This is a genomic window from Nostoc cf. commune SO-36 (assembly GCF_023734775.1).
Classification (GTDB): domain Bacteria; phylum Cyanobacteriota; class Cyanobacteriia; order Cyanobacteriales; family Nostocaceae; genus Nostoc; species Nostoc commune_A.
The window spans coordinates 111,574-124,385 of record NZ_AP025734.1 but is presented as its reverse complement, the minus strand read 5'-3'; the positions used below and the strand labels follow the sequence as shown (position 1 = coordinate 124,385).

Sequence of the window (12,812 nt, the reverse complement as noted above, 5' to 3'; positions counted from 1 at the left end):
CGAAGGTTTTTTAGCTTATTTACCTTCTGTTTCAAATATTAAAAGGGTGCGGCTCTTTTAAAAAGAGAAAGAATGAAGTTAGACAAGCATTGGGAGTGATAGTGGAGTAATAGAGCAGCGAGCTTGAGTGACACGCTTCATCAAAGGAACAGCATCAAAATACAACGGCAGATGATTACGCTCATATTCTTGACGTAAATGGAAGCGCCAATATTCATACCAATCACCACTAATATGGAGGGAACGAAGACGTAAAACAGCTTCTGCACCTGTTAGGCTCCACCTCGCGCCAGTGATATCCATCCTGTCTTTAATCAAGTGACGGCAAGCACCTTCAATGACTCCTGTAGCAATGGGATAACCTGCGTTTAAATAGCAGTCGTATTTGAGGTAAGCCTTGTTGTTAAGTAAATAATTAGCGCATTTATCAACATTCAAACGTTCTTGGGATGATAATTGTTGTAAAGTTGCACTGCGTCGCATAAGCGAAGCAACCAGACTCGATTTTCCTTGAAGGATAGAGAGTAAACGTTGACTTACCCAACTTTCTGCTGACTTACTAGTGTTGTCATAAAAGACAAATGCAGCTTTCCATAGATACTCAATTACATGGATAATATCAAGAACAATAGTCAGGTTTATATGATGTTGACGTGAAAACTTTTTTAGTAGGTTCAGTTGTGTTTTATTACCATCAACTAAGGCAACCCAATGTTTTTGTTTGTTTGGATCTCGATGTAATGCTTCGTCAAATGCATCACTAATAACTAACTCTGGCTCTTTAACTAAGCTAGCCCAAACTCGTTTATTTTCGGGCTTCGGGCGTTTATCAACACAAGATTTTTCTGGGTCAATAATTTGTTCTGGTGTGCGGATAAATCGGGCGATTGTATAAACAGATGCTACTGTTGCCATCCGTTTCGAGTTACGTTTTTCTCCCTTAGTTAACCTTTTATCGAGTTTCTTGTGATTTAAGAGCGCTCTTTTTTGGGTTTGAGGACGCAAATCTTCTGTGCGTAGAATCACGCCCTTTCCATCTGCACTAATAACGATTATTTCTCCAGTTTTTTCTAATTGATTCGATTGCTTTGGGTCTGCTTGTCGATGTTTATAGAATGAGTCAAAATCGCTAGCACTTCTACGAGCTAATTCCTCGACTTGCCGTTTTGGTACTTGTGCTGCGGTTGTTTTTTTTATGGCTTCTACCGTCTCATTAAACCCATTCAATGCTACTTCTGTTGCTACTCTTTCTCTAATCCCATAGGAGTATTGTTCTATGGGCAGGTTCAGTTCTGCGTCCAATGGTTTCAAGCTGACTATCTTTCTTTGACCATAACCAATACGACGGACTATGACTGTGCCAAATCGAGTTGTCAATTTTCGCTCTTGAAAGCGCTTATGGGTTCTTGTTTCCCCATCCGCTCCTTGACAATCTCCTTCTATCTCGTCATCACTACGTAGGTCTAGATAACCTTGTAATAAGCGTCTTAAGAGTTCGTTCCCGTTAACGAAGAGATTTTTCTCTAATTGTTCATGTTCTAGTCCGCAAACCACATCTGAGCCTAACCAGGCTACTATTTCTTCAAATAGTGAGCGTGCTTCTGTGAAAAATCCTTCATTTACCGTCGATGCTTCCATCTATCCCCACTCACAACTGTCTCTTTTTTTAGAATAGCGAGCCTGTCTTTTTGCCCTGATAATTGTCTCCAAAGCTTATGATTACAGCACTCTGATTTCTACTCTTTATCAGAGTATCGTCTTTTGATAAGAGCCGCACCCATATTAAAACTCAGGGGCTGACCGACACCAGCAGCTTGGAGTTGCTCTCGACTGGGTTTGCCAGTCACAACCAGTTTTCCATTGATGGCGATCGCTGGCACTGCATTCACTCCATAATGCTGGGCTTTTTCCTGCTCTTGTCGCAGGTTATAGACTGATACTTCACAATTAGGGCAAGTCAATTCTTGCACCATTTGCACTGTCTGATCACAAAGAGGACAGTCAGCCGTAAAAATCTCAATTTGACGTTTTGTCATAATGTCTACCAAAAATTTTTCTGACTCATTCATTCTGAATCCTCTAGTCGGCTATAGAGTCAACCCCAAAGGTGAACATCATTTTCCAAGGATGAAAATAATTGCCTAAATTTTTATCGATAAGCAGCTATTAATGCGAATAATTTGAGTTTTATTGAGATTGAGAGGTTCTTATTAACAAGACGCGATCGCCCTAATTGCCTTACCTGTTGCAGTCGAGTTAATGGATATAAATACTCAATACAAAAAATACAAATTTTTATAATATATCTTTACAAAAGTTATGGCTACAAGGGTTGACTCTATAGCCGACTATAGACTTTAAGGTTGTAACAACACATACTAGTAGTAAAAAACTATGATTGCTGTCGTGGAACAATTTTGCTGTGAAGTATCATCCCCAAAAAAGCTGCTGAAAATTGGTGAGCTAGCAAATCAAACTGATGTGGCAGTGGGAACAATCCGGTATTACGAAGGCTTGGGCTTGATAAAACCAGTTGAAAGAAGTGAAAGTGGCTACCGTTATTACGACTATGAGGCAATCAACAGGCTGAAATTCATCAAAAAAGCCCAATCTTTACAGTTTTCCCTGTCTGAAATTCAACAAGTGCTAGGCATCCGTTCCCAAGGCGACCCTGCTTGCCCACTAGTTCGGGACTTACTCAAACAGAAAATTGCTCATCTTGAGGAACAGATTTATCGTATGAAGCAACTCAAGGATGAGCTAGAGGCATATCAACAGCGTTGGGAAAACCGACCTTTGGATAATCCCTGTAATAAAGAGCTTTGCAGCTTGATTGAGGAAGTAGCTTGCTCTGATATACCTGTTCACAATTTACGAGGCTAGTAAATTTAATACTTGACTCTATCGCTCTTTTATGTCTCTGGTGAGAGAAAAATGCTGTGATTTGCTGAGATTCTTGAAATTCCTTGAAGGCTGTGAACAATACAGGCGCAGCTATGTCGGAAATATTGGGAAGTCATCAAATATATCTGTGAAAAAACCAAGATATGGCATAGATTACAGTTAACATGAAAAAGCCACAAAATCATGTTGAACGTGAATAAAAAAACTACTAAAAAAGCCTTAAACCCTAGCTGGGGAGGGTATAGAGAAAAATCTGGCAGGAAATCTACATGGAATCACAAACAAACAAGCACAATCCGTATACCAAAAGCTTTTGAGGAAGAACTGATGAGGTATGCACGATATCTGGACACAGGATTTATACTTGATAATGAAACAGAATCAATTGATTGGGACGATGATTTTGTGACTGAATCAAAATTGACTGTTCTAGATACAATTAGCGACGAGTTTGAATATGAAACACAATCAAGTTTAGAGGCAATAAATGCGCTCAATACTACTGACCAATTTGAAATAGTGACAGAATCAAGTTTGATGGCTCAACCCATGCCATCGTTCATGGATGCTATATTTTTAGCCAGAGAGATTGTTCAGCAAAAAAAGTGTGCGCGAATATCTCTAGCTAGATTCATATCTAAGTGTTATTTGACACCAGTTAATAGCGAATCCTTAAAAAGTTATCCTTGATCCATCTCATGATTTACCCCGAATCCACGGTTATATAACCTTGAAACTGATTCATTATTTTTATCAGCTTTTGGAATCCTAACTGGAAGTTAGTATTAACAAAAACGGCTAACCACGGTTTGATTAGATTCCAAAAAATATATGGTTGAATAATTAATCTTAAATTGTTCAAAGTGGACTTCCATCCCAAATTGAAATCCCACCATTTATGTTTACTAAAATCTGCGGGTTCTATTGAAATTGGCGATGAAATTGTTTCGTTATTGCTTTCGCTTTCAGATTTATTTCTAGCTTGAGCCTGTAAACTCACTAAAAAATAGGCGCTCATAACTAGCTCCCACCATTTTTCTATTTGCTGATAATTCGTAAGTCTAAAATCAGCCCATCCTAACTCATTCTTCCCTTGTTTAAAGGCATACTCTACCCAATTACGAAATCCATAAAGATTTCCTAATTTAGCAGCCATATCACTTTTTAAATCTGTTTTTACATACCATGTCTGATTTTTTGGTAAATTATTTGGGTCAGTAGTGATTCGCCAATATGTTACCAGTCTGGATTCGCTTTCATTTATCTGTTGTATATATCTTTTTTCTGACTTCCCATCACTAAATGTACGCTCAAACTCTTGCCACACCCCATACTTAGCCTCTTGGTCTGGCAAGCTAAACTCTCGATGATTACTTCTTATCGCTAGTAAATAATGTTTTTTATACTTAGACAACACAGCAATAAATGTTGGACTCTCACCATAAAGGCTATCCGCTAAAACCAAATCAAAATTAAATCCGATTTTGAGCAACGATTCAATTATTTCAACTGCTAATTGAGGTTTGGTTTTATAGACTCCTCCTACTTCAAGTCTTTTTCGTGGTTTATATATTAAAAATATTAAAGGGAAAGTCAAGTCTCCTAATACTCCATAAGCATTAACTGAGACAATTCCATTATCAACTTTACCCAAGTTCCCAATATATTGTCTGGCAACGTAATCTGTATGTTTCCCTTTCTTTTTATCTCCAGTTTCATCAATTACTAGCTTAAATGAACGTCCCTCTAACATTAAGAGAGTAAGTTCTAAACGCTTGTCTCGTAAAGCAACTACTGACCAAGGTGAATTCGTAAGGAAGTTTTGCAGTGGTTGTGCATCGTGTAAACCAACTGCCTTGGCTATTTCTGGTAAAGATTTACGCTTTATGTCAGATAACATTCCAGCATGAAGATGTTTAAAATTCTCAAATGTCCTCACTTCTGGAAACAAATCTCTATAGGCATCGCAGTACTGATCTACCACGGTGATCGTAGAGGTAGCCGTTCTTGAACCCAATTAAATACCCTTGGTAAATTAAACTGTTAGTAATTAATTATACTCTGATAAGAGTAATAAAAGAGCGGTAGACTTTCACGCTTTGGCAATATCTCTCAGTAACCCCAATGTTTTCTATGGATGGCCGGCTTCGGGAGCAGAAGGGCTGCATACTTCAAAAGATGGTGGAAAAAACTGGACTAAACCCCGCATGAATGGGTTAAGCGATGCTCCCTTTGACCTTGCAGTTGATCCGCGAAGCCCTGACCATGTGTTTGCAACTACTCGTTCGGGTTTGTACGAGAGTACTAATGGTGGTGACAACTTGACGCTAGTGCCAAATACGCAGGAAGTTCCTGTTGTTAGTTTAGCTTTGCTCAAAGATGGCAACAGTACTGTCATGTATGGCTATCGCTTTCTCAAATCAGCACCTGGTGTTTATCGCAGTAATAATGGTGGTAAGACTTGGGAAAAGCTTTGGACGGAAACTGATGGAGTGGTCGTGAAACTGGCAGTTGCCCCTAACGATCCACAGATATTTTATGCGGTAAATGAGAACAATGCTGTCTTTCAATCCCAAGATAGCGGCAAGACATGGAAAGAAGTAAAATAAATTTGAAGACTATTTACATAGCGGTAGTAATTGGGAATACCAAGGACTTAAATCTGCAATCAAGATATGTTGAACGTTTAGGATTACTTACAACTAAGATTACAGTTTAGCCATTACTTTAGTTAATTATTAGAGGGTTACAATCATAGCTTTAGCAGTACTAACTATAGTTCTAGAATCGAGAAAATAATGATGGCGAACATACGTGCTATAGCGTCAAACACAAAAAATTCTCCAGACTGGTATAAACGCTTATTTGCCTGGATGATGGCTCATGGCAATGCTAAGTATGAGGAGGAAATAGCAGACCGAAAGCGAGCTTTGTTTGCCGAACTGCATGGTAACGTTTTAGAAATTGGCCCAGGCACGGGCCCCAACTTGTCCTACTATCCGTCCGACATCCATTGGATTGGCATTGAGCCAAATATTTTCATGCATCCATATTTAGAGCGAGAAGCTGAACAGATCGCTTTAGATATCGACCTCCGCTTTGGAACTGCTGAACACTTGGAAGTCGAGGATAACAGCATGGATGCTGTTGTAAGTACGCTCGTTCTATGTTCCGTAGATAATCTAGCTGCTGCTTTGCAGGAAGTCATACGAGTACTTAAGCCTGGTGGACGCTTCTTTTTCCTTGAGCACGTTGCGGCACCTCAAGGGACAATGTTGCGGTTGATACAGCATGTCATCCGACCGCTTTGGAAAACCCTTGGTGATGGCTGCCATCCCGATCGCGAAACCTGGTTAGCATTGGAGAATGCAGGGTTTGAGCGAGTAAACTATCAACATTTTCGGGCAAACCTCCCTGCGATCGTCAGCCCTCAAATAATTGGTGTAGCAGTTAAGAAAGTCTAGCAGAGGTAAGTATAACTAAGTAAACTCTTAAACCACATTTTCTGGAGCAAGAGTACACGGATACCTCGGATCACCAGTCTCTATCTGCATAGTAATGTGTTCAATGCCAAAATGGTCGTGAAGCTCTTGATTTACCTGTACTAAAAAAGCATCGCCTGGATGTCCTGTGGGCATAATTAAGTGAGCAGTGAGTGCAGTCTCGGTAGTACTCATTGCCCAGATGTGCAAGTCGTGGACACCAGCTACACCAGGACGTTCAGCCAGATAAGTCTGCACAGCCAAAGGCTCGATTCCCTCTGGTACAGCATCTAATGCTAGATTCACAGAATCTTTCAACAGCTGCCAGGTTCCAACAACCACTACGACAACGATAATTAAACTCACAACTGGGTCAAACCACAACCAGCCAGTGAAAACAATGGCGATGCCAGCTAATACAACCCCCAACGAAACTCCGGCATCAGCCGCCATGTGCAGAAATGCTCCTCGAATATTTAAGTCTTGCTGGCGACCGGACAAAAACATCAAGGCAGTGACTGTGTTGATGATAATTCCTACTAAAGCAACACCGATGACTGTACCTCCTGAGACTGGGCTAGGTTCGCTGAAGCGGTGGAGGGCTTCCCAAGCGATCGCACCCATTGCTAGGAGGAGAACAAGTGCGTTGATCAGAGCCGCTAAAATTGAGTAACGACGCAATCCGTAGGTATGCCGTCGGGTTGGGGGTCGCCGGCTGAGGGCACTTGCTCCCCAAGCTAGTAGCAGTCCCAATACATCACTCAAATTATGACCGGCATCGGCAACCAGAGCAAGGGAGTGTGCTCGGTAGCCATAGACTGCTTCAACAATCACAAATCCTATATTGAGGGCTGTACCAACTGCGAAAGCGCGGTTGTAGTTGCCCTGTCCATGTTCGTGTCCGTGATGCTTGTGGCTGTGGTCGTGTACCATTGCTCAATCCTTAACAGTCTTAGTTTTAAATAAGCGCATTCCATTTGCAGTCACTAACAAGGAAGTCCCTGTATCTGCCAAGACGGCGACGGCTAACCCAACAAACCCAAATGTCCCCAACAGTAGGAACAAAGCCTTTGTTACCAGAGAAAAGACAACATTCTGTTGAATCACAGATACAGTGCGACGGCTTAGTTCTACTGCATAAGCAAGTCGTCTGAGGTCACTTCCCACGATCACCACATCTGCTGTCTCCAAAGCAATATCTATTCCACCAACCGCAAAACTAATATCCGCAGCAGCGAGTGCCGGAGCATCGTTGATACCATCCCCAACCATACCTACTACTCCGGTTCGACGCAGGAGTTGAATTTCTTGAAGTTTATCTTCTGGTAGCATTTCTGCCCGATACTCTGTAATTCCAACTTGCTGGGCAATCTGAAGAGCAACAGCAGTCCGATCGCCTGTCAACATCACTAACCGCTTTAATCCAACCCGCTTCAACTGTCGCATGGCTTCTGTGGCTTCTAAGCGGATACCATCGGAAAGTGCGATCGCTCCCAATAGCCCTTCATTTGTCCCTACCAGCACTGCAATTTGACCGAGTTGTTCAATTTCAGCTAACAAAGATTCAGCTTTATCAGATAAGCGAATACCTTGGTCTAAAAATAACCGTTTATTGCCTACAAAGTACAACAGATTTCCCTCCGAGTTTGCAGTCGCTACAACGCCGGGAAAATATGCAACGCGCTGCTCACTAAAGTTCGCCTGAATCCCTTTCCCAGGTAGTGCCATGAAGTTAATAGGTGTTTCTAACTCCATGCCTTGATCGTGAGCCTTGGCTACAATTGCCTTGGAGAGCGGATGTTCTGACTGTTGCTCAAGTGAAGCTGCAATCTGTAACACCATGTTTGCACTTATTGTTCCAAGGTTATAAACTTTCTGTACAACGGGTAGCCCTTGCGTAATTGTACCAGTCTTATCAAAAGCAAGGGTAGTCAGATGTCCGGCGGTTTCCAGTGCGTTGCCTCCTTTGAATAAAACGCCTTTACGAGTTGCAGCACCAATAGCACTGACAATCGAAACAGGAGTAGAAATTACTAAAGCACAGGGGCAAGCTATTACCAACATCACTAGCGCCCGATAGAGCCAGACGTTGAAAGGTTGAGCAAATGCCAAGGGGGGAATTAGAGCAATGGCGATCGCTGCTAAAATCACTATCGGAGTGTAGACCTGTGCAAACTTATCCACCCACTGCTGCGAAGGTGCGCGGCTTTCTTGAGCTTGTTCCACCAAATTAATAATTTTGGCAACGGTTGTATCGCTAGAAGTGTGCGTAACTTTAACTTCTAAAAAACCTGTCTGATTCAGCGTTCCAGCAAAGACAGTATCCCCAACGGCTTTATCTTCTGGGATTGACTCTCCCGTAATTGGAGACTGATCAATGGCACTGTTACCAGAAACAACCACACCATCTAACGCCACACGCTGTCCTGGTCGAATCGTCAAAACTTCACCTAGCTCAATACTTTCGACGGGAACTGTAAATTCCTGATTCCTTCGCTTGACAGTAGCAGTGGGCGGAGTTAAATCCATTAGAGAGCGAATGGCATTGCGGGTACGACCAAAGGTGAAAACTTGCAATGTTGTGCCTAAAGAGAACAAAAAGACAACCAGCCCCGCTTCAAACCAGTCTCCTAAAATCACTGCCCCAATTACCGAAATAGTCATCAGCAGATTCATATCGGCGCGACGCAAGCGCAACTCAAACAAACCAGCCCGTGCGATCGGATAGCCAGCAATTACTATACCAATGCCATAAAAAGCTCGTGCAATCCAGATGGGTAGCACGAAATACTGAGTAAGTAAACCTAAAACTAAGCCTATACCTGCAAGTATGACACTCTGTCCCCGACGATTTTCAATCCAGAATCTCCAGCTTGTTAGGTCGGATTTTTGTTTTTGTTTGGACTTGTTTATTGGCTGAGAATGCTCGTAGTTATGATCATGGCTATGGTCATGGTCGTGATGATAGGAACTATAGGAACTTGCTTCAACACCCTCCTCAACCGTGTAACCTAAATCTTGAATCCGGTCACAAATTGCTTTCTCATTCACCAATTGTGGGTCATAGGATATATGCAATCTTTCGCTGGCAAAGCTGACCGATGCTTCTTGTACGCCTATTATCTTCTGCACCCCAACCTCAATCGTCTTGGCACAACTGCCACAATCCATCCCGCCAATTTGTAGCTGTAATGTTTGCAGAGGAGCTACATCTACGTTATTGTCATGATTTTGGTGGTCATGGTCGTGTTCACCGCCACAGGAATGAGTATGCTGACGGGATTGCGCCTTATGACTCTGCTCTACCGTATAACCCAAACCTTTAATTTGGTCATAGATACTCTTTTCACTCAATACCTCTGAGTCATAGGAAACCCTAGCTTTACCAGTTGTAAAGTTTACCGTTGCTTCTTTCACACCGTGTAACTTTTGTAAAGCGACTTCAATTGTCTTGGCGCAACTTCCGCAGTCCATACCGCCAACTTGCAAAGTTCGGGTTTTGAGGTCAGGAGTTTGAGTCATAGCAGCTTTAGAATCAAGGCGAAAAGTTAACTGCCAATATTTTAATACAACAATTGAACAACTATTCAACTGTACAATGGTTATCATTTTAGGTATTATTGAGATTGATAACCATTGCTAAGTAAAATTTGCTATGAATAAGCACAAGAAAAAGCAGGACTTAGACTTAATTCAAAGTTCTGACACCCCTACCTGTGATACTCATCTGGTGCATCTAGAGAATGTACGCTCATCTCAGGCGCAAATCTTACCGACAGATAAAGCACAGCAAATGGCAGAAATTTTTGGGGTATTAGCAGATACAAACCGTATACGTCTCTTATCAGCTTTGGCTTCTAGTGAGTTGTGTGTTTGCGATCTAGCTGCATTAACGAAGATGAGTGAATCAGCTGTTTGCCATCAGTTGCGGTTATTGAAAGCTATGCGTTTAGTCAGCTATCGTCGAGAAGGTCGGAATGTTTATTATAGTTTGGCTGACAGTCACGTCATAAATTTATATCGCTCTTTAGTAGAAAATTTAAATTAATCAAATATTTGAATTTTGACTTATTTGGTTATCGATCTTTATGTTAATTTAAAATCCTTTAAATAATAGACTTTTAAAGTCTAAAATTAGATTTTTTTAAAAGAGACGTTATGAAATCAGGTGAGCGCAAAGCAGGCGCTATATGAACACAACAAAAGATAAAAATTTTTCTTTACTTCTGCCTTCTGTCTCCTGTCTCCTGTCTCCTTTTCAAGATAGGGCTAATAGCTGAAGCTTGATAGCGAGTGCCTTCTTATTTAGAAAGCTGTAGGCTATTTAATTTTTACGTTAGCTAATAGTAATGAAAATATACAAGAAATATTTATAGTTGTGTTGTAAAAATGCCTACAGTAATTTCAAAACGTATATATATTATATACGTTTTGTGTATTTTGTAGTTCCAGGAAAAATGTAAAATTCCAAACATGAATATCGCCTAAATATTATAGTTACTCCTAATAATAATCGCCACTAAAAATTTCACCCAAATTTCATATCGATATGAAACACTGAAAGAAGAGTAATATTCAAACTCCTTAGATTGCTCACGAAAGCAATGTAACTAGCTAAAAAAAGCGTTAGTCCAAATTTGCACATCAAAAGCCAACATCTAAAGGCGATTCTGCTTTCTCACTAACTTAGGACACAACAAGCGATGGGAATCTCTAATTTGTTTCAATGTTCTGCGCCACTGCGTTATGTTTCGTTAACAATGTTGAGTTTGTTACTACTAAATACTCCTACTACTGTTTTGGCTGGTGCTGGACACGACCATACCGGTGCAAGTTCATTTCAGGGTGGTGGAAGCGAAGCAACTGGTTCTGTCGAAGTTGATACCGAAACCGCAAAACTGTTGGGAGTTAAGGTCGAACCGGTGCAGCGTCAACGATTAGCTGTCGGTATTAAAACCACTGGACAAATTGAAATCTTACCTAACCAGAAAGTGGCAGTCACAACCCCGGTTGAAGGGGTAAGAGTAGTTGAACTATTGGTGGAACCAGGTGCATCAGTAAAGAAAGGTCAACCTGTCGCCGTTGTAACTAGTCCAGGTTTAGTGACGTTGCGCGTGGAATCTCAGGACAAATTAGCACAAGGTCAAGCTGATTTACAACAGGCTCAAGCTGACTTGAGGCTGGCTCAACAAAACTACGATCGCTATCAGCAAATAGCCGCAGCAGAAATCGCCCAAGCCCAAAGCCAAGTAGCATTTGCTCAAGAAAAGTATGAGAAAGATCAAGTGTTAGCCACTGAAGGTGCTTTGGCACGTCGCAACGCTCTTGAATCTCAAACCCAGCTAGCAGAAGCTAAAGCTAAACTAACCACAGCTAACAGTCACCGCGATGTTATCCAGTCCGAAAATCAACTCAAACGCGCTCAAGTATCAGTTCAACTAGCAAAATCCAATATTAATCGCAGCAGCGCTATTTATGAAACGCGGCTGCTACAACTAGGAAACCGCGCTAATGCTAAGGGAGTAATAATAGTAACTGCTCCGATTTCCGGCAAGGTTACTGACAGAGAAGTTACTATCGGCCAATCATTTCAGGATGCGGGTGGCAAGTTAATGACGATTGTCAATGATAGTCGGGTTTTTGCCACAGCGAATATTTATGAAAAAGATTTAGATAAAGTGAGGACAGGTCAACAGGTCAGGATGAAGGTTGCTAGTGTACCTAATCAAACCTTTACAGGAAAGATTACACGAATTGGCTCAGTGGTAGAAGGAGAAACGCGAGTAGTACCAGTACAAGCCGAAGTCAATAATGCTAGAGGGCAGCTTAAACCTGGAATGTTTGCCGAATTTGAAGTTGTAACAGACCAGACATCTACAGCTACTTTGGCAATTCCCCAGTCTGCTGTAGTGGATGCAAATAATAAGAAATTGATCTATGTCCAAAACGGCAATGCTTTCCAATCTGTTGAAGTTGAGTTAGGACAAACCTCTGGAGATTTAATTGAGATTAAAAGTGGTTTATTTGAGGGAGATTCAGTTGTCACCCAGCGTGCGCCACAACTTTATGCACAGTCGTTACGGGTTGATAGTAAATCTAACGAAGGAGAAGAACAGGAACAAGCACATTCAGAGGAGACTAAGGCTGACAGCTTACCAGTACCTCTATGGTTATTTGGAGCAGGAGGAATAACCCTTGCTACTTTGGCTTTTGTTGCAGGTAGTTTTTGGTCTAGCCGTCGTAACCGTTCCCGTCTAATACCAGTAGGTGACGGTTTTAATTATGAAACCGAGGTTTATATCGACGACCACAAACAACCAACCCCCTCTACTCCCACCACTTCTGTTGAGGAAAATGACAAGCATCCTCATTCCAATTACTAATAAAAAATGTAACCGTTCACAGAAGTTGTGCTGCTACTGTGAA

11 protein-coding genes are annotated in these 12,812 nt (G+C 41.5%); 6 read left to right on the top strand and 5 right to left on the bottom strand.

The window, feature by feature from the left end; translation table 11 throughout:
• Window positions 1-78 precede the first annotated feature (78 nt).
• Together ANSO36C_RS32635 and ANSO36C_RS32630 are read right to left on the bottom strand one after the other, a co-directional pair.
• The gene (locus ANSO36C_RS32635; protein ID WP_251960766.1) at window positions 79-1,638 is read right to left on the bottom strand and encodes an ISKra4 family transposase; all 1,560 of its coding nucleotides are present in this window, start codon (window positions 1,636-1,638) and stop codon (window positions 79-81) included.
• A 98-nt stretch (window positions 1,639-1,736) separates the two neighbouring features.
• Window positions 1,737-2,036: a thioredoxin family protein gene (locus tag ANSO36C_RS32630; RefSeq protein ID WP_251960943.1), complete on the bottom strand. Its 300-nt coding sequence runs from the start codon at window positions 2,034-2,036 to the stop codon at window positions 1,737-1,739.
• 358 nt (window positions 2,037-2,394) lie between these two features.
• Between ANSO36C_RS32630 and ANSO36C_RS32625 the strand changes: the two genes are divergently transcribed.
• Window positions 2,395-2,883, top strand: a complete 489-nt coding sequence (locus tag ANSO36C_RS32625; RefSeq protein WP_251960765.1) for a heavy metal-responsive transcriptional regulator — start codon at window positions 2,395-2,397, stop codon at window positions 2,881-2,883.
• A 213-nt stretch (window positions 2,884-3,096) separates the two neighbouring features.
• Window positions 3,097-3,594: a hypothetical protein gene (locus tag ANSO36C_RS32620; RefSeq protein ID WP_251960764.1), complete on the top strand. Its 498-nt coding sequence runs from the start codon at window positions 3,097-3,099 to the stop codon at window positions 3,592-3,594.
• Window positions 3,595-3,607: 13 nt separating this feature from the next.
• Here ANSO36C_RS32620 and ANSO36C_RS32615 read toward each other — a convergent pair whose 3' ends face one another.
• Window positions 3,608-4,921 carry an IS701 family transposase gene (locus tag ANSO36C_RS32615; RefSeq protein WP_251960763.1) on the bottom strand — a complete coding sequence of 438 codons (1,314 nt, stop codon included), beginning with the start codon at window positions 4,919-4,921 and terminating at the stop codon, window positions 3,608-3,610.
• A gap of 82 nt (window positions 4,922-5,003) precedes the next feature.
• Between ANSO36C_RS32615 and ANSO36C_RS32610 the strand changes: the two genes are divergently transcribed.
• Both ANSO36C_RS32610 and ANSO36C_RS32605 read left to right on the top strand, forming a co-directional pair.
• A complete protein-coding gene (locus ANSO36C_RS32610; RefSeq protein WP_251960762.1) occupies window positions 5,004-5,513 on the top strand; it encodes a WD40/YVTN/BNR-like repeat-containing protein in 510 nt (169 codons plus the stop codon).
• Window positions 5,514-5,705: 192 nt separating this feature from the next.
• Window positions 5,706-6,368, top strand: coding sequence for a class I SAM-dependent methyltransferase (locus ANSO36C_RS32605; protein WP_251960942.1), 663 nt, complete (start codon window positions 5,706-5,708; stop codon window positions 6,366-6,368).
• 27 nt (window positions 6,369-6,395) lie between these two features.
• On the opposite strand, the gene ANSO36C_RS32600 is transcribed toward ANSO36C_RS32605, so the two are convergent.
• Entirely contained in the window at window positions 6,396-7,319 is a 924-nt protein-coding gene (locus tag ANSO36C_RS32600; RefSeq protein ID WP_251960761.1) for a cation diffusion facilitator family transporter, read from the bottom strand.
• 3 nt (window positions 7,320-7,322) lie between these two features.
• Complete coding sequence (locus tag ANSO36C_RS32595) at window positions 7,323-9,995, bottom strand: heavy metal translocating P-type ATPase (RefSeq protein ID WP_410174744.1); 2,673 nt, start codon at window positions 9,993-9,995, stop codon at window positions 7,323-7,325.
• 46 nt (window positions 9,996-10,041) lie between these two features.
• Here ANSO36C_RS32595 and ANSO36C_RS32590 point away from each other — a divergent pair, with 46 nt between their 5' ends.
• Together ANSO36C_RS32590 and ANSO36C_RS32585 are read left to right on the top strand one after the other, a co-directional pair.
• Complete coding sequence (locus tag ANSO36C_RS32590) at window positions 10,042-10,434, top strand: ArsR/SmtB family transcription factor (protein ID WP_251960938.1); 393 nt, start codon at window positions 10,042-10,044, stop codon at window positions 10,432-10,434.
• 655 nt (window positions 10,435-11,089) lie between these two features.
• Complete coding sequence (locus tag ANSO36C_RS32585) at window positions 11,090-12,769, top strand: efflux RND transporter periplasmic adaptor subunit (protein ID WP_251960937.1); 1,680 nt, start codon at window positions 11,090-11,092, stop codon at window positions 12,767-12,769.
• Window positions 12,770-12,812: the final 43 nt, after the last annotated feature.

Excerpts from the sequence above, each read along its gene's own strand:
- ANSO36C_RS32635 (WP_251960766.1), bottom strand. The coding sequence starts at position 1,638 with ATGGAAGCATCGACGGTAAATGAAGGATTTTTCACAGAAGCACGCTCA.
- ANSO36C_RS32630 (WP_251960943.1), bottom strand. The coding sequence starts at position 2,036 with ATGACAAAACGTCAAATTGAGATTTTTACGGCTGACTGTCCTCTTTGT.
- ANSO36C_RS32625 (WP_251960765.1), top strand. The coding sequence starts at position 2,395 with ATGATTGCTGTCGTGGAACAATTTTGCTGTGAAGTATCATCCCCAAAA.
- ANSO36C_RS32605 (WP_251960942.1), top strand. The coding sequence starts at position 5,706 with ATGGCGAACATACGTGCTATAGCGTCAAACACAAAAAATTCTCCAGAC.
- ANSO36C_RS32600 (WP_251960761.1), bottom strand. The coding sequence starts at position 7,319 with ATGGTACACGACCACAGCCACAAGCATCACGGACACGAACATGGACAG.
- ANSO36C_RS32595 (WP_410174744.1), bottom strand. The coding sequence starts at position 9,995 with ATGATAACCATTGTACAGTTGAATAGTTGTTCAATTGTTGTATTAAAA.
- ANSO36C_RS32590 (WP_251960938.1), top strand. The coding sequence starts at position 10,042 with ATGAATAAGCACAAGAAAAAGCAGGACTTAGACTTAATTCAAAGTTCT.
- ANSO36C_RS32585 (WP_251960937.1), top strand. The coding sequence starts at position 11,090 with ATGGGAATCTCTAATTTGTTTCAATGTTCTGCGCCACTGCGTTATGTT.